Origin of the sequence: Halorussus salinisoli (assembly GCA_005239435.1) — an archaeon.
In the GTDB taxonomy this organism is placed as follows: Archaea; Halobacteriota; Halobacteria; order Halobacteriales; family Haladaptataceae; genus Halorussus; species Halorussus salinisoli.
This window is the reverse complement of sequence record SZNP01000007.1, coordinates 215,383-234,023: the sequence shown is the minus strand read 5'-3', so window position 1 is coordinate 234,023 and position 18,641 is coordinate 215,383. Positions and strand designations below refer to the sequence as shown.

At 64.6% G+C, this 18,641-nt stretch carries 16 protein-coding genes; 7 read left to right on the top strand and 9 right to left on the bottom strand.

Features of this window, described 5'->3' with window-relative positions; all coding sequences use genetic code 11:
* Positions 1-85 precede the first annotated feature (85 nt).
* Positions 86-1,018 carry a WD40/YVTN/BNR-like repeat-containing protein gene (locus E2484_RS19755; RefSeq protein ID WP_137286910.1) on the bottom strand — a complete coding sequence of 311 codons (933 nt, stop codon included), beginning with the start codon at positions 1,016-1,018 and terminating at the stop codon, positions 86-88.
* Positions 1,019-1,246: 228 nt separating this feature from the next.
* On the opposite strand from E2484_RS19755, the gene E2484_RS19750 reads away from it, so the two are divergent.
* The 3 genes from E2484_RS19750 (at position 1,247) to E2484_RS19740 (ending at position 5,284) form a co-directional block, all read left to right on the top strand.
* Entirely contained in the window at positions 1,247-3,214 is a 1,968-nt protein-coding gene (locus E2484_RS19750; protein WP_137286909.1) for an AAA family ATPase, read from the top strand.
* 42 nt (positions 3,215-3,256) lie between these two features.
* On the top strand, positions 3,257-4,279 hold the full coding sequence (locus E2484_RS19745; protein ID WP_170977434.1) for a sensor histidine kinase: 1,023 nt from the start codon (positions 3,257-3,259) through the stop codon (positions 4,277-4,279).
* A gap of 105 nt (positions 4,280-4,384) precedes the next feature.
* The gene (locus E2484_RS19740; RefSeq protein ID WP_137286907.1) at positions 4,385-5,284 is read left to right on the top strand and encodes a hypothetical protein; all 900 of its coding nucleotides are present in this window, start codon (positions 4,385-4,387) and stop codon (positions 5,282-5,284) included.
* Between the two features lie 3 nt (positions 5,285-5,287).
* On the opposite strand, the gene E2484_RS19735 is transcribed toward E2484_RS19740, so the two are convergent.
* The 3 genes from E2484_RS19735 to E2484_RS19725 are packed head-to-tail and all read right to left on the bottom strand — an operon-like array spanning position 5,288 to position 8,152.
* On the bottom strand, positions 5,288-6,100 hold the full coding sequence (locus tag E2484_RS19735; RefSeq protein WP_137286906.1) for an ABC transporter permease: 813 nt from the start codon (positions 6,098-6,100) through the stop codon (positions 5,288-5,290).
* On the bottom strand, positions 6,097-6,996 hold the full coding sequence (locus tag E2484_RS19730) for an ABC transporter permease (RefSeq protein ID WP_137286905.1): 900 nt from the start codon (positions 6,994-6,996) through the stop codon (positions 6,097-6,099). Before E2484_RS19730 ends, E2484_RS19735 begins: the two co-directional genes overlap by 4 nt.
* 10 nt (positions 6,997-7,006) lie before the next feature.
* The gene (locus tag E2484_RS19725) at positions 7,007-8,152 is read right to left on the bottom strand and encodes an ABC transporter substrate-binding protein (RefSeq protein ID WP_137286904.1); all 1,146 of its coding nucleotides are present in this window, start codon (positions 8,150-8,152) and stop codon (positions 7,007-7,009) included.
* 813 nt (positions 8,153-8,965) lie between these two features.
* Between E2484_RS19725 and E2484_RS19720 the strand changes: the two genes are divergently transcribed.
* The 3 genes from E2484_RS19720 (at position 8,966) to E2484_RS19710 (ending at position 11,007) form a co-directional block, all read left to right on the top strand.
* Complete coding sequence (locus tag E2484_RS19720; protein WP_137286903.1) at positions 8,966-9,193, top strand: hypothetical protein; 228 nt, start codon at positions 8,966-8,968, stop codon at positions 9,191-9,193.
* A 352-nt stretch (positions 9,194-9,545) separates the two neighbouring features.
* Positions 9,546-9,959 (top strand): DUF5805 domain-containing protein, encoded by a 414-nt coding sequence (locus E2484_RS19715; RefSeq protein WP_137286902.1) that lies wholly within the window; start codon positions 9,546-9,548, stop codon positions 9,957-9,959.
* A complete protein-coding gene (locus E2484_RS19710; RefSeq protein WP_137286901.1) occupies positions 9,949-11,007 on the top strand; it encodes a tyrosine-type recombinase/integrase in 1,059 nt (352 codons plus the stop codon). Before E2484_RS19715 ends, E2484_RS19710 begins: the two co-directional genes overlap by 11 nt.
* 856 nt (positions 11,008-11,863) lie before the next feature.
* Here E2484_RS19710 and E2484_RS19705 read toward each other — a convergent pair.
* Positions 11,864-12,058 carry a hypothetical protein gene (locus E2484_RS19705; protein ID WP_137286900.1) on the bottom strand — a complete coding sequence of 65 codons (195 nt, stop codon included), beginning with the start codon at positions 12,056-12,058 and terminating at the stop codon, positions 11,864-11,866.
* A gap of 182 nt (positions 12,059-12,240) precedes the next feature.
* Between E2484_RS19705 and E2484_RS19700 the strand changes: the two genes are divergently transcribed.
* Complete coding sequence (locus tag E2484_RS19700; protein WP_137286899.1) at positions 12,241-12,639, top strand: hypothetical protein; 399 nt, start codon at positions 12,241-12,243, stop codon at positions 12,637-12,639.
* A gap of 48 nt (positions 12,640-12,687) precedes the next feature.
* Here the strand turns inward: E2484_RS19700 and E2484_RS19695 are convergent, their stop codons facing one another.
* From E2484_RS19695 to E2484_RS19680, 4 genes are read right to left on the bottom strand one after another with little or no spacing between them, the layout of a single operon-like run.
* On the bottom strand, positions 12,688-13,773 hold the full coding sequence (locus tag E2484_RS19695; protein WP_137286898.1) for a cytochrome b/b6 domain-containing protein: 1,086 nt from the start codon (positions 13,771-13,773) through the stop codon (positions 12,688-12,690).
* Positions 13,770-14,540, bottom strand: coding sequence for a hypothetical protein (locus E2484_RS25800; RefSeq protein WP_321112768.1), 771 nt, complete (start codon positions 14,538-14,540; stop codon positions 13,770-13,772). The genes E2484_RS19695 and E2484_RS25800 overlap by 4 nt, the downstream gene beginning before the upstream one ends.
* Positions 14,537-15,184, bottom strand: coding sequence for a 4Fe-4S dicluster domain-containing protein (locus tag E2484_RS19685; protein ID WP_137286983.1), 648 nt, complete (start codon positions 15,182-15,184; stop codon positions 14,537-14,539). Before E2484_RS19685 ends, E2484_RS25800 begins: the two co-directional genes overlap by 4 nt.
* A 59-nt stretch (positions 15,185-15,243) precedes the next feature.
* On the bottom strand, positions 15,244-18,516 hold the full coding sequence (locus E2484_RS19680) for a molybdopterin-dependent oxidoreductase (protein ID WP_137286897.1): 3,273 nt from the start codon (positions 18,514-18,516) through the stop codon (positions 15,244-15,246).
* Positions 18,517-18,641 lie beyond the last annotated feature (125 nt).

Sequence of the window (18,641 nt, the reverse complement as noted above, 5' to 3'; positions counted from 1 at the left end):
CAAGATTTGGCGGTAGTGCAGGCGACGACACAAGGCGCGAAAGCAGTCTGCGTTAAGACGGAGGACCCAACGGGTAGCTCTCTCGCTACACCGAACAGAGCGACGCCACGCCCACGGGCATCCGGCCAGCCTCGACCCACTCGCCGGAGGTCCGGAAGACGACGCCGCCGTCGTTCGTCCCGGCCAGAACTTTGCCGTCGGCATCGACGGTCCACGAGAGGACGACCTCCTCCGGTTGGCCCGGATAGGGGACCGAGTCGAGGGTGTCGCCGTCGTTCTCGGACTCGAAGAGCGCCGCGTCCGCGCCGCGCTCGCCGCTCCACGTCCCGGGCGACGAACGCGCGGCCGCAGCGTAGAGCGTGCCGTCGTGCGCGAAGGCTTCCCGGAAGTAGGTGTGGTCCGCTCCGTCGTCGAGGCGGACCCAACTCTCGCCCGCGTCTCTCGTCCGGTAGAGACCGCCGCCGCAGGAGGCGACGTAGTGGTCCGGACCGCGCACGAGGACGTGATGTACGTCGTCGTGAACCCCCGACCGGCGCTCGGTCCACGTCTCGCCTCCGTCGTCGCTGACGTGGACGCCGCCGACTTCCACGCCCGCGACCACGCGCTCGGGAGCGTCCGGGTGCGCGCCGAGGCTTCGGACGTGGGCCTCGTCGCGGTGGCGCGGCGTGTGCCACCGGTCGCGCGACGGGAGGTCCTGAAACCCGGATAGCTCCCGCCACGTCTCTCCCGCGTCGTCCGAGACGTACAGGTGCGCCGGGTGCGTGCCCGCGTACAGTCGTTCGCGCTCGGGGTCGCCGAGTACCGAGTACACCTCCTCGCGCGGAACGTCGAGATTCGTCCACGAATCGCCGCCGTCGGTCGAACGGTAGAGGCCGGACTTCGAGGTGGCGAACACGCCGTCCCAGCCGTCGAACTGCCGGACGCGCATGACTCGCCCGGAGTCTAACACTCTCTCGGCCGAGTCGAACCGAGGTCCGTCGGCGCGGTAGACGCCGTCGTAGGTTCCTGCGAACAGCATAGTCCTACGTTAGCGCGGCACACGCAAATAGATACACGCCGGCGATCGTAGTTCGTCGGAGAGGTACGATACAGCGCCACTACCCGGCCTACGAGACGCACCGTCGCGTCGGGAGTCGATTCAGAAACCCCAGTCGACGGTGTATTCCGACCGCGTTCGGCGGAGTCGGAGTCCGTTTCGTTCCGTGCGGGCGTGTGATTTATATGGCCGTTCTGGGATGTGAACCGTATGAGTGATAGTATGACCGAGGTGGTGACGACGAACGAGAGCGGCGTCGTCGTGGAGAAGTCCTTCGAGGGCGACGAGTTCGCAGTTCCCGCGATCAAATTCGTGATTCGATGCGAGCGCGAGGAGCGCGCGACGCTCCGTCTCGCGGACGACATTCCCGAGGAGTTTCCGATGGACAACGTCGGCTTCCACCCCGACTACGAGAACGACAACTGGACCGCGTACAAGGACCACCGGGTAGAGTTCGAGCGCGACCTCGACCCCGGGGAGGAACTGGTCACGGTGTACGGCGTCCGAATCACCGAGGACGACGACCCATCGATGTTCCTCGGCACGCCCAGCATCGAGGAAGTCGCGCCCGTCACGCTCGATTCCGACGCGAACGACGAGTCCGATGCGGAATCCGAATCGGACGCCGGCGGCCCGGACCTCGACGGCGAAGTCGGCGGACCGGACGGCAACACCATCACCGACATCGTCTCCGAAGAGGACAGCCAACTCGTCCGCGACGTGGTCGCGGGCGACGAGGACCTCGGACTGGACGACGACGCCGAGGACCCGCTCGCCGGAGACGGCGCGGACGACCCGCTGGCGGAAGCGAGCGACGACCCACTTGGGGCCGATGGCGAAGACGACTCGCTCGATACCGAAGACGACCCGCTGGCGGAAGCGAGCGACGACCTGCTCGGCGACGCAGACGACCCGCTCGCCGAGGACGCGAGCGAAGACGACTCCGAGAGCTTCCTCGAACCCGAGAGCGAGGAACTAACCGACGAAACCGAGGCGGACGACGCGGTCGAGACCGAGACCGACGACGTGGCCGAAACCGACGAAGCGGCCGACGAATCGGCCGACGACGAACTGACCGCGGACGACGCGACCGACGAACCCGAAGCGCCGGACGCACTCGGCGACGAAGAGTCCACGGTCGACGAGCAGGCCGAAGCAGACGACTACCCGACGCCGCCCTCGGAAGCGGCCGACGAGACGGCGACTGCCGAATCCGAGACGTCGCCGCCTCGCCCCGGAAGCGTCGCGGCCGCGCTCGCCGACGAAATCCGGGCCGGAGAAGTCGACGACGACGACCTCCAACTCATCCAGCGCGAACTGGACGTGGAGATGCCCGAGAGTACCAACGTTCGCATCCGTCACCTTCAGGCGCGAGTCGAAGACCTCTCGGCGTACACGGAGGCACTGGAGGAGTTCATCGACGAGAACGGCATCGCCGAGGACATCTTCGACGACTTCGAGGACGACGTCGCGCAGGTGCGGGCCGACGTCGAGGCGTTCGAGGACGAGGTGCAGGCGCTCCGGACCGAGACCGGCGCGACCGACGAGCGCGTGGACGAACTCGACGCGGACCTCTCGGAACTCGAGTCCGACCTCGCCGAACTCGACGACCTGCGGAGCGACCTCCGCGAGGTCGAGAGCAACCTCCGCGACGACGTGCGCGAGTTCAAGACCGACTTCCGCGAGGACCTCGCCGACCTCGGAGACGAGGTCGAGGACCTCGAAGGTCTCCGAGAAGAGGTCGACGCGCTGGAGGACGTCCGAGAGAAAGTCGACGCACTGGAGAGCGTTCGCGCGGAGGTCGAAGCGCTCGAAGACGAACTCGACGAAGTCAGCGAGTTCGGCCAAGAGGTCGAGACGCTCGAAACCCAACTGGACGAACTCGAAGAACTCGTCGGCGCGAACACCGGCGACGTGACGGCGGTCGGTAACGAACTGGAGAGCGTCAGCGACGAGCTACAGGCGGTCCGCGACGAACTCGGCGACGTGAGCGACGTGGCCGACGAGGTCGAGACCCTCTCCGAAAGCGTCGAATCGATGTCCGAGGACCTCGACGCACTGGAAGAGAACCTCACCGCGCGCGTCGAGAGCGTCGAGGACGACGTGGCAGACATCCACGACGAACTCGAAGGTATCCAGGAGTGGCGCGAGCGAATCAACGACGTGTTCGGTAACTAATTCACGACTACCTTTATGTTCTCGCGGTTTGACGTGTCGGCAGTGTCTCGTTACGCCGCCTCGCTCAGGAACTGGTCCGTCGTCGGACTCGGCGGAGGTTTGCTGGCGGCCTCGGTGAGCTACTTCGCCGTCGACGGCGAGTTCGCCACTTCGGAGTTCGTCCAGTTCGCGGTTCCGATCGCGCTCTCGCTGTTGGTCGTCGCGCTTGGTCTCTGGCTTCGCACGGCGGAGTTCTCGGCTCCCCTCCCGGGCGTCGTCTTCCTCTGGAGTTTCGCGGGCGGCGTGGTGATGGGCCTGCTCGCCGGCTGGATTTCGGTCCTCCAGTCGATAGAGGGTCGGCCGATGCTCCAACCCGCGTCCATCGTGCTGACGAAGGTGGCGCTCGGCGTCCTCGGCGGTGGCCTGCTCGGGGCCTACTACGGTCGCCTTCAGCAACGCACCGACGAGTTGGCCGAGCAGCGTAATCGACTGGACGAGTTCGCCAGCATCGTCTCCCACGACCTCCGGAACCCGATGAACGTCGCGCAGGGCCACCTCGAACTCGCCCGCGAGACCGGCGAGGACCGCCACTTCGAGGCGGTCGAGGACGCCCACGACCGCATGGAGCGACTCGTCGACGAGGTGCTGGCGCTCTCGCGGCGCGGCGACACCGTGGACGACCCGACTCCGGTGAAACTCGAACGCGTCGCGAACGAAGCCTGGACGACCGTCGAAACACAGGAGACGACTCTCCGTGTCGAGACCGACCGAACGGTCGTCTCGGACGACCGACGGCTCCGGGCGCTGTTCGAGAATCTCTTCCGAAACGCCGTCGAACACGGAGGCGAGACGGTCGTGGTGGGCGAAATCGGCCGCGGCTTCTTCGTCGCCGACGACGGGCCGGGCATCCCGCCGGAGGACCGCGAACTCGTCTTCGAAGGCGGTTATTCGACCCACTCCGACGGGACCGGGTTCGGACTCGCCATCGTTCGGCGCATCGCGGAGGCTCACGACTGGCGGATTCGCATCACCGAGAGCGAGGAGGGCGGTGCGCGCTTCGAGTTCGTCGGCGGCGGCGGAAAGTGAGCGTCTCCCTCGAAACAACTCCGAGATTTCTCGCGTCGAGACGGCTCTGACACCGAATACCACGAAGCGGAACGCGTTTACTCCCGCCCTGCCATTGAGAGAACAATGACCGAGACGATTCCGGTTGCGGTGCCGCGCAAGGGCCGTCCGCTGGAGGCGGTCCTCCAGCGGGTCGCCGAGGAGACCGACGCCGAGGGCGTCGCCGACGAAATTATCTCGACGCTCCGATACGAGAAAGCCGTCACGAAAGGCGACCAGACGCCCGACCGAGACGTCTACGACCGACTCGCCGAGTACAGCCATCTCGGAGAACCCGGGAAACCGGACTTCACGCTCCTGCGCGACGACCGGGCCGGAAAACCCCGACGCATCGTCTTCGACAGCGTGACGCTCCCGGCGGGCGACGTGAACCTCCGACTCGTAGGCCGCGAAGAGCCGTTTCGCTCGCTGCGCAAGCACGACTTCGCGCTCGGGTTCGACAGCGCCGACCTCGTGCTGGAGGAAGTCGTGGAACTGCGACCCGACCCCCTGACCCGCATCGCCGACGTGAACGCCCGCATCGACCCCCACGACACCGACGTTCGAGTCGTCGCGGGGATGGGTGACACGGTGTATCACACCCTGATGGCGACCCCCGAGACGCTCCCGCAGGGCGACCAGCCCTCCCGCGAGTTCCTGACGAGCTACGAGGGCGAACTCTGCATCTCGCCGCGCTACGAGCGCCTCGTGGAAGCCGTCCTCGGGACGAGAAACGCCGGAACGCTCGACTTTACGTATCCCGACGAGGACGAGGAAGAGGAGGCAGCCATCGCCGAGACCGGCGCGGGCGTCTACCTGACCGTGACCGGTTCGACCGCGCGCGAACACGGACTCGTCGTCGGCGAGGAACTGTTCCCGAGCGAGACGGTGCTGATGGAGAACTACGAGGAGAGCGGAGAAGTCGCCGAACGAGTGAAAGACCTGTTCGCGCGGTCGGAGACCGAGACCGCGATGGCGATTTACTGAGGCTCACTCGCCGCTGGTGACGGCACCGACGACGTCGCCGACGTTCATCGCCACCGCGAGGAGGACCGCGAGTACCGACAGGACGAGCGTCGCAATCACGTTTAGTTGCGGTGCAGTCCCGTACGCCAGCATCGAGTACATCGAAGTCGTGAGCACGTCCATCGTCCCGCTGACGAAGTACGCCCGGATGAACTCCTCGAACGAGCGCACCCACGCGAACAGGAAGCCGGCGGCCACCGCGGGCGCTATCGAGGGGAGCGTCACGTCGCGGAACGCCGCTACCGGGTCCGCACCGAGGTCGCGAGCCGCCTCCTCCAGCGACTCGTCGAACGCGGCGAGTCGCGCGCTCACGAGCAGGACGACGAACGGCAGGCCGTACACCGCGTGGGTCAAGACCGTCGGGAGGAACCCCGGCGCGATTCCGAGGACGGTCCGGAGGTAGACGAGGAGACCGATGCCGAGGACGACTCCCGGGACCACCATCGGAAGCACGACACCGACGCGGACGAACCGGGAGAGGGGAAACTCGTAGCGGACGAGTGCGAAGCTCCCGAGGACGCCGACGGCGGTGGCGATCGCCGCGGAACTGGTCGCCACCGCGAAACTGTTGGCGACGCTCTCGAGGAGGCTCTCGTTCGTGAGCGTCTCGCGATAGTGGACGAGCGTCAGCCCCTCGAAGGGGAACAGCGTCGAAGCGTTCTCGGCGAACGAGAGCGCGACGATGAACACGAGCGGAAGCCAGAGGAAGGCGACGACGAGCGCCCGCCAACCCGACAGCGCCGCGCCGACCACCCGTCCGCGGGTCTGTTCGTTCACCGTCCGTCACCGCCCGCAGTGACCCCGAGGTTGGCGTACCGGAGCGCGATGCCGAACGCGAGGACGACGAACACGACGACGAAGGTGGCCGCGGCGCTCGCGCTGGCGACGTTGTAGGAGTCGATTCGACCGGCGATGAGCTGCCCCACCATCAGCACCCTGCTCGCACCGAGGAACTTCGGGGCGACGAACGCCCCGAACGCAGGGACGAAGACGAACAGCGACCCCGCGACCACGTTCGGGAGCGTGAGCGGCCAGAGGACGTCCCTGAAGACGGTCCACCTCGACGCGCCGAGGTCCCGGGCCGCCTCGACCAGCGTGAAGTCCACGGCGTCGAGACCCGCGTACAGCGTCAGTAGCATGTACGGGAACTGCGCGTGGACCAGACCGACGACTATCGCCGGGACTCCGAAGTCGAAGACGGCCAGCGGTTCGGAGACGAGGCCGGCCGTCACGAGCAGGTCGTTGATGATGCCGCTCGACCCGAACAGGAGATACCACGAGTACACCCGCACGAGGTACATCGTGAAGAACGGCAGGAGCACGAGGAAGACGACCAGACTCCGGCCGCGCTCCCGGCGGACCAGCGAGTAGGCGACCGGGTAGGCCGCGACGAGGCAGACGAGCGTCGTGGCGGCCGCGATGCCCGCCGACAGCGACAGCGACTGGAAGAACGGGGTCGTCCAGAACGGCGTCCCCTCGAAGAGTCCGACGTAGTTGGCCGTGGTCGGCTCCCAGACGACGTCGTAGGCGTCGTTGATGCTGAGGAACGACACCGATACGATGAACGAGAGCGGTACGAACAACAGCGCAACTAACAGCGTCGCGCTCGGCCCGAGAGTGGCGAGGAGACGCACCCGTCGGGACGCGAGCAACGAGCGGGACGAGTCCGTCATCGGTCGGAGGTCACGCCGTCTTGACCTCTTCCCACGCGGAGCGCCACGCGTCCTCGTTCTCGACCGCCTTGAACGGAATCATGCCGTTCAGACGCTCGGGGTCGACGGAACCGTAGAGGCGGTTGTTCTTCTCGTCGAGATGATTCTCGACCTTCGGGTTGACGCTGGGCGCGTGTCCGACGCGCGAGAGGGTCGCGCCGTTCTCGGGGCTGATGTACTCGTCGACGATCTCCCACGCGAGGTCCTGGTTCTCGGACTTCTTCGAGACGACCGCGGCCTCGAACCACGACATAGCTCCCTCCTTCGGCGAGGCCATCTTCGCCCAGTCGTTGTCGTTGTTCCAGAGGATGGTGAGGTTCATCCGGCCGGAGTGACCCACGTGGAAGTCGCCCTTCTTGATGCCCTTGGTGAACGACGCGTCGCCCGCGATGTATCCCGAGAGGTACTCCTTCTTCTGCTCGACGAGGACCCGTTTCACCTCGTCTATCTGCTTTTGCGAGAGGGAGACGCGGTCGCCCTCGAAGGCGTCGCGGTACCCCAGATGGAGGGCGGCCGCACCCATCGCCTTGAAGTGGTTGTCGTAGAGCGCGACCTTGTTCGAGAGGTCGGCACCCTCCACGCCTTCGAAGAGGACCGACCACGACTCCTCGTGGTCCGGAACGTCGCGGGAGTCGTAGCCGTAGCCGTACCAGCCGAACCGGATGGGGACGCCGTAGGCCTGCCCGTCTCGGGAGAGTTGGCTGTCGGTGAACTGCTCGAACTGGTCGTAGATACTACCGTAGTTCGAGAGGTCGTCGAGCGGTGCGGGCGCGACCAGTCCCGCGTCCACGAACTTCGGGACGTAGTTGTTGTTCGGGACGGCGATGTCGTACTCCTCGTCCTGTCCGGACTTCCACCCCGAGAACATGTTCGCCGAGGAAGTGGACTTCTTTATCTCGAGTTCCACGTCGAGTTCCGACTCGACGGCGGACTTGATGTCGTCGCGGGCGTAGTGTTCCCACGTGAGGACGTTGATAGTCGGCGTACTCGAACCGCTTCCTCCGATACATCCCGCGAGCGCCGCACCCGCAGTGGCCGCTCCCGTTGCGAGGAACGACCGCCGGTCGAAGTGGACGGTCGGCGCGCCGCTATCGGCGTCGGAATCACGTACAGTCATCCCCCGACAGTAGTCAACTCCGACGTTTAACCGGCAGGCTGGGAGCAAGACATGTTCCCGACTCGGACGCAGTCGAGTGGACGAGAGAATAGTAGACGGCGTTGAGTACGTCGAAACCGTGCATCGCCGGGTATCTCGTCCGTCTTAGGTAGGGGCAAGAACGGGTGGTTCCGAGCCGATGTGGTTCCGGTCGGGACGCTTCGAAAAGCGGTTTCGATGACGTTCACCTGCGTTCGGGCGGTTTGGTCCGGACTCGGGTAGTCGGGAGTCCGTTCGACCCGATTCGACGGGCGCACGGCGAGGAGCAAGATATAGCGAGATATGATATACACTTGGCCGTGCAGGTGATGTCCGAACCGGGGCGTGTTCGGGCCGTCAGTGAGAGAAGCAGTTCGGTCTTCACCTGTCTTCTACGCTCCGTGTCGGCATCGAATTCGTCGGGAAGCAGTGGTTTGTCGGATGGACTCCGTCTCCGACGGGACTCGCAGATGCGTCCGACGGTTCTTCCCAAACCGTGCGCCGAACGGACGCCACGAGACGCCCTTCGACAGTCTCTCGGACCGCCGCGTAGCAAGAAATTCGTTTCCGAAATATAGGGTTTCATTTCCCATACAATTATTCTTCACTATCCCTATCGTTCGTCTCGTAGCCGTCGCCGCTCCTCGACGGTCGACAGGACGAACGGATTCGAGCGCGTGGTCGACCGGGCCGACGGCAATCTCCCGCGCGTCGACGCTAACCCCCTAATGTTCGATTTCGTCCATGGAAGCGAACGTTCAAGGAATTCGGATGAGTCGAAATCTATGTACTTCCATGGTCGAAATAGAGAATCTGATGGAATCGAACATCGACCTCCTCGTCGAGTGGAGCACCGTCTGTCACAATTGCGGACACGACCACGGTAGAGAAGACCGGATAACCGAATGGGACACTGGTGGCGCACCACCGGTGCCCCCTAAGGAGTGTGATTCCTGCGCGACAGACCTGCGAGGTAACCACGGTACGTTTTCGCAATCCTACCGTGTGAAACTCGACGAGTGAGAGTAGCGTCTACTGACTCAAGCCGGGGCAGGTAGAGGAGATGCGAGATGCACCTACGACGGCGCCGCGACGACGACCTCAGCGACGACCAGCGGCTCGTGAAGGAGGAACTCGCCAAGGTGTACCTCGCGCTCGGAGGTGGGCAGATATTGAATTCGGAGATGCTAATCTCGCCGCGTAGTACCAGGACTCGGCCAGCAGGCATCTCCCTTCGTGGGACAGTGCCGCCAATTAATCCGTCCCCGTGGTACCACGGGTACCGGACAGGCGGTCCTACGGCCAGAGATAAAGTTCCTTATCCCACTGCGTGGGACAAATTGATATACCGGGGGTGAGACGAAGGAAACGACCGATGAGCGACGACGCCGACACCGACCGGGCAGTCGTGAAGACCTTCGTGCCGACGTATCAGAAAGAGAAGTGGAAACGGCACGCCGACGAACTCGACATGAGCCAGAGCGAGTTCGTCAGAACGATGGTACAGGCCGGGAGACGCGGGTTCGACCTCGAATCCGGAGCGGACGCGGCGGCCGACCGCGCGGAAGGGTCTTCCGACGCCTCCGACCCTGGGGGTAACGGTCTCGAAACACGCCTCCTCGACCTTCTGGATTCGGGCGATTATCTGTCGTGGGACCGACTGGTCGAGGAACTCGCGGGCGACTTCGAGGACCGACTGGAGGAGACTCTCCAGCGACTCCAGAACGAGAACCGGGTCCAGTACAGCGGCCGCCGAGACGGGTACACGGTGACGGGCGATGGCGAGTAGCCAAACCACCGACGACGCCGACCCGGACGACCCTATCGGTTACTTCCTCGAAGACCTCCGGTTCCACGGCAAGAGCGAGCGCACTCGCGAGTACTACGAGCGCGTCCTTCGGGAGTTCGAGCGGTTTATCGGCGACCCCGAGAGGAGTCCGAGGAGCGAGTCGCTCGCGCCCGGCGAAGCGACCCAGCGCGAGTGCATGGCGTGGGTCCACAGCCTCCGAGACGACCTCGCCGAGAGCACCGTCGCCACCTACGCCTCCTACCTCCACCGATTCTACGACTACATGACGCAGGTCGGCGCGTTCGACTCGAATCCGATGGCGCTCGTCGTTGAGGAGATGAACGAGTCCATCGACAAGGACCCGACTCGCCGCGAAATCTCGGTCCCTCAGATGCGGACCTTCGTGGGCGGAATCACGCACCCGCTGGAGCAGGCCGTAGTCGTCACCCTGCTCAAGACCGGGATGCGAGTCGGCGAACTCTGCAACCTCGACCTGCGGGACCTCCGACTCTCGGGGCAGGCCGACGACGCGTACCAGGTAGGGACCCGACCGCAACTCGACGGCCGCGGGGACTCGCTGTTCGTCGCCAGCGATCTGGGCCGCGGCGAGGAGGTCAACGGCGAACAGCGCTCCGCGGCGAACAAGCGCAAGCGCGCGACCGTAATCCCCGTGGACGACGAACTCGCAGCAGTTCTGACCCGGTGGCTCGCAATCCGCCCCGACGCGATTTCGGACGCGGAACCGCTCTTCGTCAGTACCAGAAGGGAGTGGGGTCGCCGACTCACGCCGCAGATGGTTCGCAACGTCGTGGAGACCCACGCCCGAGAGACCGGATGGTATCGACGCGGCGGTGGCGCGGAGGAGAACGTGACGCCGCACTACTTCCGGCACTTCTTCACGACGCACTTGCGGGACAGAACCGGCGATAGAGGCATCGTGAAGTACTTGCGCGGCGACGTAGCCGAAGACATCATCGACACCTACACCCACAGCTGGGGCGACAGGGTGCGGGAGGTCTACGAACAGAACGTCTACTCGCTGCTGTAGCGTCGAAATCGGCTATTCCGACGATTCCGCACTGGTCGTCGAATCTCGACCCGATAGACTCCGTTTAGCGATAACTACCTGTCGGGAGCCCAGGAGTTCGAGTCAGGCGAAAGAGGACGTCGTCGCGTCCGTCTTGGGTCCTAACGCGGAAACCGGCAGTGCTGTCGCCGGCATCGCTCCGACGTGCATGACCTCCATCACTACACGTCCTCGATTTCGGTATCTTCGTACCGGGCGTGGCCGCGGGCGAGTTCGAGGAACGCCCCCGGGCGAATCCCGAGGAATCCGAGGTGGCGTTCGAGGTTGTACTACCGCTCGCCTGCGGATTTCGGTCGTCGAAGACGATGGCGTCGAGGCCGAAGCGAGGACCACCGGCCGACGCGAAGACGCCGATGACGCCTCGACAGTCTTAGAGTCGGCCCTAGACCGAACGGACGTCGATGCCGCCGTCGGAACTGGCCTCGTGGGCGGCGTGTTCCGCAGTCCGATCGAACCTTCTCCCCGTCTCAGAGTAGCGTCGAATTCAGGACCCAGCCGAGGGGTACGAAGACGCTCTCGACCGCCGGAGTGGGCAATCGGCTTAGCCCTCGCTATCGTTCAGTTCGACGTCGAGTCGGGTTTGGAGACCGTGAACTCCCCGATTTCGACCGGCAGAACGTACATATGTGATTTTATTTATAACTCCTGCGTTGTCGGATGTCGGCCTTGTAAACCTTATTTCGATATACCGAATTGTAGGTGTGCGGGACGTACGTTCGACCGAACCTCACGCGCGAAACCAGCAGTTTCGGAGCCTCTCCTCCAGGTTTTGTCCGGCAATACGCGAGAGTTCGTGTATCGCCCGGGCCGCGCGTGGCTACACGACGAGTCCGCCGACCATCACCGCGAGGAACGCCGCGACTACGAGGCCGAGCGCCCACCGGGTCCATTCCGGGCCTCCGTCCTCGTCGGTGGAATCGTCGCGGCCGGTCGCGTAGAAGACGAACGCGATTCCTCCGACGGCGACCAGCAGTATCACCGCGCTGTAAATCGTGTTGAGTAGTGTTGACATAACACACGAGTTTCGAGGGCTTCGGTAGTAAGGATTTCGTCCGAATTGACTCGATTCGGTAGAAGTGCGCTCTCCCGATGAGCGTCTTCCCCCCGTTTCCAGTCCAGACCGTGGGTCATCGCGGCTCCGTCGAGTGCGCGGAGGCGCAACCATCAATACCGAAGCCCCGTTACGTGTTAGACATGCGTATGGAGTTGCGGGTGTGTAAGCACTGCTACGAGGGGACCCACGGCAATCCGGAGAAGACGGCCATTACGGAAGACATGGTGGAACTGGCCGAGCGCATCCGGGAGTACAAGGACCTCATCGGTATCGACTCGCTGTACATCACCCGCGTCGCGGAGGGCGACCCCGGCGGCGAGGAGGTTCTGCCTGCGGTCGTCGCCAGCATCGAGAACGACCGCATCACCCTGACCGACACCCAACTCGTGATGGAGGACGACCAGCAGAACATGCTGGTGTATCCGGAACCCGCCGACATACTCGACGTGCTGACCCGCAACGTGGACCAGATCAGCCAGCAGACCAGACAGGACGTGACCGTCGAGTTGTCCGAGGAGTCGGCCGAACTAGTCAGTTGAGGCGTCTCGAAAATTGGAAGAGGAAAACGAGGAAGAAGGGTTTTCGAGTCAGTCGTCTCCGCTCCCGTCGGCCACGGTCGTCTCGCGTCGCTCTCGGAGTTGAGACTCGTAGCGTTTCCGGAGGACGTTGCCGTACATCGAGAGGACGAGACCGACGAACAGCACGAGGATGCCGACGTTGATGCCGACCGTCAGGAGCGCGTTGGTCGGCCCGCCGCCGATGGCGAGTTCGCGCGGCACCGGATAGCCCTCGTCGAAGATGCTGGCGACGAGGACGCTCACGATACCGACGACGGTGAGCGCGCCCATCAGGTTCGCCATCCAGTTCCAGCTCGGCGAGAGAGTCAACTGGTCGATGCCGGTTCCCTCGTACGCCCGCTCTCGTTCGACGACGACCTCCTCCGATTCGACGACCCTCCCTTCCTCGTCGGTGACGACTTCTCGCTCCTCGACGACTTCCTCCTTCGACTCGGCGTGCGTCTCGGGCGTGAGGTCCTTCGGGACGAACGCCTTGAGTTCGACCGGGTAGAACGCCGGATGGAAGCCGTGTTCGAAGATGTGGAACATCACGCCCATCAGCATGATGACTCCGAGCAGGCCGTGGAAGGTGACGAACGCCATCGCCGCGGTCTTGGTCGCCAGATACTCCATCAGACCGACCTTACTCCAGATGAGCAGTCCCGAGATCATCAGCAGGACGAGTTCGATGGAGAATATCCAGACCACGCCCTTCCCGACGTAACTCAGCAGGGGCACCTCGTCGGCGGTGTAACCGGCGAACTGGCGGGCGTGCGGGTGGCGTTCGTCGGCCCGGCCCAGCGCGAACTGCACGTCCTGAATCGCGGCGTCCACGTCCTGCTTCGAGGGCATGGCCGCCTTGAACCCGCGGCGACCGCCTGGCGTGATGATGGTCAGTGCGATCCAGAAGACGACGAGCGCGACGAGGCCCATCCCCGCGAGGCGGTGGACCGCCAGCACGCCCGCGTTGCCACCCATCAGCGTGATCAGCCACCAGAGTTCGTCGTTGAACATCACGGCGTAGCCGGTGAAGAACAACGCGAACACGGTGAGTGCCAGCAACGAGTGGAAGACGGTCGTGGTCCGGGTGAACTTCCCGTGGTCGAGATTGGTCATCGGTCGTCACCTCTCGGTCTCTCACCGACGACGGTCTGCTCGCTGTCGCTCCTCGCACCACCGTCGGTAGCGACGGTATCGGCCGTCTCCCGTTCCGCGGGCCGCCGCATCCGGCCGGAGAGCCGTCGGAATATCGCCCAGTGGATGAACACCATCCCGAGAATGAACACACCGAGTATCACGTCGGCCGCGTGAGTGATGGCGATGGCCGCGTCGAGGATGGGCACGGTGTTGCCGACCACCCAGTCGGTGCCGACGCCGCCTCCCGAGACGGTCGGCGCGACGCGGAACAGACTCTCGAAGAACTGTTCTCCGCCGAACCAGCCGTCGACCCAGAGGTACGCCAGTCCGGTCACGACGAGCGCGATTACCGCCGCGACGGCGACTGCTATGCCGCCCGTGAGACCGCTCCCGTCGTCGCTCTCGCCGCCGTGGTCGTCCGGGTCGCGGCCGTCCGGGTCGTCGGGGCTGGTTCGGGTAGTCTCGCGGTCGGTTCGGGCGTCCTCGCGGTCGGTCCGTATGGTCTCGCGGTCGGTTCGGGCGTCGTCGGTCGAGTCGCGGCTAGCCGGGTCGTCGCCGTCGTTGGTCGGTCTGCGGTCCCCGGTCCCGCTGCGTTCGGCGCTCGTTCCAGTGCTACTGGACGTAACATTCTGTCTCTCGTAATTACTTTCGTTTTCTTCGGCCGCGTTCCGGTTCCTTTCGGACTGCTCTCCGTCCACGTAGCTCTCGCGGTCGGTGGTCTCAGCGCGGTCGTCACCGTCGCTCATCCGCCGAACACCTCCGCGTCCTCGCCGAAGATGATCTCCATCGCCACGTCGTTGAAGAACACGCCCGCGTCCCGCCGGTCGAGTTCGTTGGCGATCTGGTCGGGCGTGCCGACGAGGATGGCGTCGGTCGAACACTCCTCGGCGCAGGCCGGACCCTTGCCGGTCTGGGACTGGCGCTCCTCGCACATGGTACACTTGTCCATGACGTCGCCGTTCCCGACGATCTGGGCGCTCCCGTCGTCGGCACTCGGGAACTGCGGTGCGCCGAACGGACACGCCGACAGGCAGTACTGACACCCGATGCAGAGGCTCTCGCGCACGTCCACGAAGCCGTCGCCCTGTTTGACGAGCGAGTCCGTCGGGCACACCGACACGCACGGGGCGTCCGAGCAGTGGTAACACTGCATCGGGATGCTGGTCTCGCCTGGTTTCTCGCCCTGTTCGAGCGCCCTCGCGCTGTTGGCGTTGAGTCCCTGCGCGGCCTCCTGGCCCTCCATCATCGTGGCGACGCTGATGCGCTGTTCGTCCCGGGGCACGTCCCACGTCCGCTTGCACGCGACGACGCAACCGCCGCAGTCGATGCAGGCCTCCACGTCCGGGAAGATTCGGGTCCCTTCGCCCGTACTCATCACGCCCTCGCGCATGACCTCCCTGCTTCCCCCCGACTGGTCCTGAGATCGCTGTTTTGACATAGGTTGTCACCTCATTGGACTGTCTCGTTGTCGCGCACGTCGTAGTCCTTCTGCGTACCGACGTTCTCGCGGTCCTGCGGGAACTCGGCACCGAATCCGACCATCTTGCCGTCTTCCCACATGTTCAGTTCCTTGAGCAGGTCCTCGGTCGCCGGTCGGACCTTCACCATCGCCGGTTTGGTCTCCTGCATCTGGGTCTCGGCGTCGTACGCCCGCGACGTGACGATGTTGGCGCTGTCGCCGATGGCGAACGGAGCCATCCCGTCCGGGTACTCGTCCTCCAGACTCTTGCCGTGGTAGACGCCGCCCCAGTGGAACGGCAGGAATATCTCCCGCTGGTTCGGCCGGTGAGTCACTCGCGCCTTCACGAGGACCGACCCCCTGTCGGTCGTCGAAATCACCACGAGGTCGCCGCCGTCGATGTTCTTCTGACGGGCCATATTCGGGTGAATCTCCGCGTACATGTGGGGCTGGAGGTCTGCGAGGAAGATGTTCGACCGCGACTCGGAGCCGCCACCCTGATGCTCGACCTGCCGTCCGGTCGTCATGATGGTGTCCATGCCCTGCTGGTTGGCCGCTTTGGTCGCCCGCTCCTGCAGCACCGCGTTGTTCTGGTCGAGGCGGAAGAAGTTCTGCTGTTCGCCGTTCGCGGGCCACTGTTCGACGAGGTCGGGTCGCGGACTCTCGATGGGTTCGCGGTGAACCGGCACCGTGTCGAGGAAGTTCCACGCGACCGCCCTCGCTCGACCCCGTCCGGTCGGGGCGTCGGGTTGCTTGCTGTCGAACTGGCTGTACTGCTCGGGGTCGAGTCCTTCGGCGGCGCGCTCGGGCTTGATGTTCCCGTTGTCCCGTAGCTCCCTGAGTCGCTGTGCGGTGTCGTACACCGACTTGTCCTCCCGGAGCGCGAACTCGTAGGGCACCGAGAGCGCGTCCGGGTTGGTGATGTCCTGGGGCCAGACCGTGGTGAACCCCGGATACTGCGGGACGCCCTGTATCTGGCCCTGACCGTCCCACCAGTCGGGGTTGTAGGGTGCGCGCAGCATCTGTAGCCCCTCTTTGCCCTGCTGGTTCATCGTCTGCTTGAACGGGTACTCCTTCTGACTGGGGACTTCGCCCGACTTGACCATCTCGTTCCACTCCTGCTGGGTCGGAGCCTGCGTCCCCCACCGAGCACGGAAGTCCTGACCGCCCTCGCGGGGGTCCACGTCGTCGCGCCAGATGATGGGCGTCCCCGGGTGGCCCTCGCCCCAGCACGGCCACGGTAGTTGCCAGTACTCGCCCTCGACCGGCCCGGACTTGCCCTCCAAGTCCTCGGTGCTGAAGGCGTAGTCGTACTCGTACTGGCGCTGGAGTCGCTGGGGGTCCTGCTGGTAGCCGATGGTCCTGACTCCGAGGTTTATCTCCTTCAGGCACTGCTCGTAGGTGCTCTTGCCGTTGAACAACTCCGGCCCGCCGCCCCAGTCGAAGTGCTGGCCGTGACCCAACTCGGCGGCCAGTTCCTGGATTATCTGCATGTCGGGCTTGGAGTTGTGGCCCGGCGGCCGGACCGGGTTGCGCCACTGGACCGACCGATGGGAGTTGGTCACGGTTCCGTGGTGTTCGTACTGGCTTGCCGCGGGCAGGATGATGACGCCGTCGTCGCGGTCGGCCATCACCGACGCCAGCGACGGGAACATGTCGACGACGACCAGCAGGTCGAGGTTCTCCATCGCCTTCTTCTGCTGGTCCATCTCGCTGATGGAGTTGGTCGAGTGGCCGTGGAAGATGGCCGCCCGGAGCTGCGTCGGCTGGTACAGTTGGGCCTCGTTCAGGCGCTCGTTCTTCGGAAGCGCACCCTCGAACCACCGGGCGACCGTCAGCCCGCGCTGGAACATCATCGACCGGTTCGAGACCTCCGTGTCGCCGATGTTCTCGAACGCCGAGGTGGCCTCTGCGGCCTGGTCCTGATACTTCTGCTTGCTCATCTCGTCGAACCGCTGGTACAGGTCCCCGAACGAGGTGCTCCCGCTCGTCCACGGACTCTGGTTCCAGACGTCGGTCCAGTACGCCCACGACCCCGGCGAGGCCACGCTGTAGTAGCCCGGCAGGATGTGGCTGTTCGGCCCGAGGTCGGTCGCCCCCTGCACGTTGGAGTGGCCCCGCATCACCTGCAAGCCGCCGCCACTGCGCGCCGCCGACCCGGACGCGAGGCTCAACAGCGCGTACGAGCGGATGTTCTGGGTGCCGTTGTTGTGCTGGGTGCCGCCCATCGCCCACTCTATCTGGACGCTGGGCTTGTTCTCGATGACGAGGTCGCCCAGTTCCCGGATGTCGGCCGGGTCCATCCACGTGATGTCCGAGACGGTTTCGAGGTCGTATTGGTCGAGTTCGGCCTCCACGTCGGGCCACCCCGTCACTCGCTGGCCGAGCATCTCCTGGTCGAGTTCGCCCTGCTCGCGGAGGTATCGGAGCAGACCCATCATCAGCGCCACGTCGGTGCCCGGCCGGAGCCGGTAGAAGTGGTCGGCGTGAGCCGCCGTCTTCGTGTACCGGGGTTCGACCACGACTATCTTGCCGCCCCGCCGCTGACCTTCGAGGATGTGCTGCATCGCTATCGGGTGGGCCTCGGCGGGGTTCTGGCCGATGATGATGTCGAGGTCGAAGTTGCGATAGTCGTTGATGGTGTTGGTCATCGCACCGTATCCCCACGTGTTCGCCAGCCCCGAGACGGTCGTGGAGTGACAGATGCGGGCCTGATGGTCCACGTTGTTCGTCCCGTAGAACGCCGCCAGCTTCCGGAAGGCGTAGGCCTCCTCGTTGCTGTGGTGGGCGCTCCCGAGCCACATCACGCTGTCCGGGCCGTTCTCCTCGCGGTAGGTGTTCAACTTCTCGCCGACTTCGGACATCGCGGCGTCCCACGACACCTTCTGCCACTCGCCGTTGACGAGCTTCAGCGGGTGCTTCAGCCGCTTTGGCGAGTGTTCGCTCCCGTAGATTCCGGCCCCTTTCGAGCAGAGCGACCCGTTGTTGACGGGGTGTTCGTGCCACGGCTCTTGGCCGACGAAGGCGTCACCTTTGCGCTCGCCCTTGAATCCGCAACCGACCGCGCAGAAGTTGCAGATGGTCTTGACAGTCTCGGTCTGGCCGAGAGCGCCCTCGGGTTCGTCCTCACCCTCGTCGTCCTGCGCGAGTACTTGTCCCGTTGCGCTACCACCGAGTGCGACGGCCCCCGCCAACGCGCTCGCCTTCACGAACGAGCGCCTGTCGAGGTCGAGCGAAACTGGTTCCGTAGGTTCGGTACTCATGATGCCCCCGTTGGAGTGTGTTTTGTCAGCACGCACCAATCCCTATCAGGAGTTCAATTCTAACAATCATTAAAGTTCTGGTGAATTAGCCAAACGCTCGACACTAATTCGGGCGAAGGGATCGA

What these genes read in the sequence shown, in the direction of transcription:
- E2484_RS19755 (WP_137286910.1), bottom strand. Translation starts at nt 1,018, where the DNA reads ATGCTGTTCGCAGGAACCTACGACGGCGTCTACCGCGCCGACGGACCT.
- E2484_RS19750 (WP_137286909.1), top strand. Translation starts at nt 1,247, where the DNA reads ATGAGTGATAGTATGACCGAGGTGGTGACGACGAACGAGAGCGGCGTC.
- E2484_RS19740 (WP_137286907.1), top strand. Translation starts at nt 4,385, where the DNA reads ATGACCGAGACGATTCCGGTTGCGGTGCCGCGCAAGGGCCGTCCGCTG.
- E2484_RS19730 (WP_137286905.1), bottom strand. Translation starts at nt 6,996, where the DNA reads ATGACGGACTCGTCCCGCTCGTTGCTCGCGTCCCGACGGGTGCGTCTC.
- E2484_RS19725 (WP_137286904.1), bottom strand. Translation starts at nt 8,152, where the DNA reads ATGACTGTACGTGATTCCGACGCCGATAGCGGCGCGCCGACCGTCCAC.
- E2484_RS19720 (WP_137286903.1), top strand. Translation starts at nt 8,966, where the DNA reads ATGGTCGAAATAGAGAATCTGATGGAATCGAACATCGACCTCCTCGTC.
- E2484_RS19715 (WP_137286902.1), top strand. Translation starts at nt 9,546, where the DNA reads ATGAGCGACGACGCCGACACCGACCGGGCAGTCGTGAAGACCTTCGTG.
- E2484_RS19710 (WP_137286901.1), top strand. Translation starts at nt 9,949, where the DNA reads ATGGCGAGTAGCCAAACCACCGACGACGCCGACCCGGACGACCCTATC.
- E2484_RS19705 (WP_137286900.1), bottom strand. Translation starts at nt 12,058, where the DNA reads ATGTCAACACTACTCAACACGATTTACAGCGCGGTGATACTGCTGGTC.
- E2484_RS19700 (WP_137286899.1), top strand. Translation starts at nt 12,241, where the DNA reads ATGCGTATGGAGTTGCGGGTGTGTAAGCACTGCTACGAGGGGACCCAC.
- E2484_RS19695 (WP_137286898.1), bottom strand. Translation starts at nt 13,773, where the DNA reads ATGACCAATCTCGACCACGGGAAGTTCACCCGGACCACGACCGTCTTC.
- E2484_RS25800 (WP_321112768.1), bottom strand. Translation starts at nt 14,540, where the DNA reads ATGAGCGACGGTGACGACCGCGCTGAGACCACCGACCGCGAGAGCTAC.
- E2484_RS19685 (WP_137286983.1), bottom strand. Translation starts at nt 15,184, where the DNA reads ATGCGCGAGGGCGTGATGAGTACGGGCGAAGGGACCCGAATCTTCCCG.
- E2484_RS19680 (WP_137286897.1), bottom strand. Translation starts at nt 18,516, where the DNA reads ATGAGTACCGAACCTACGGAACCAGTTTCGCTCGACCTCGACAGGCGC.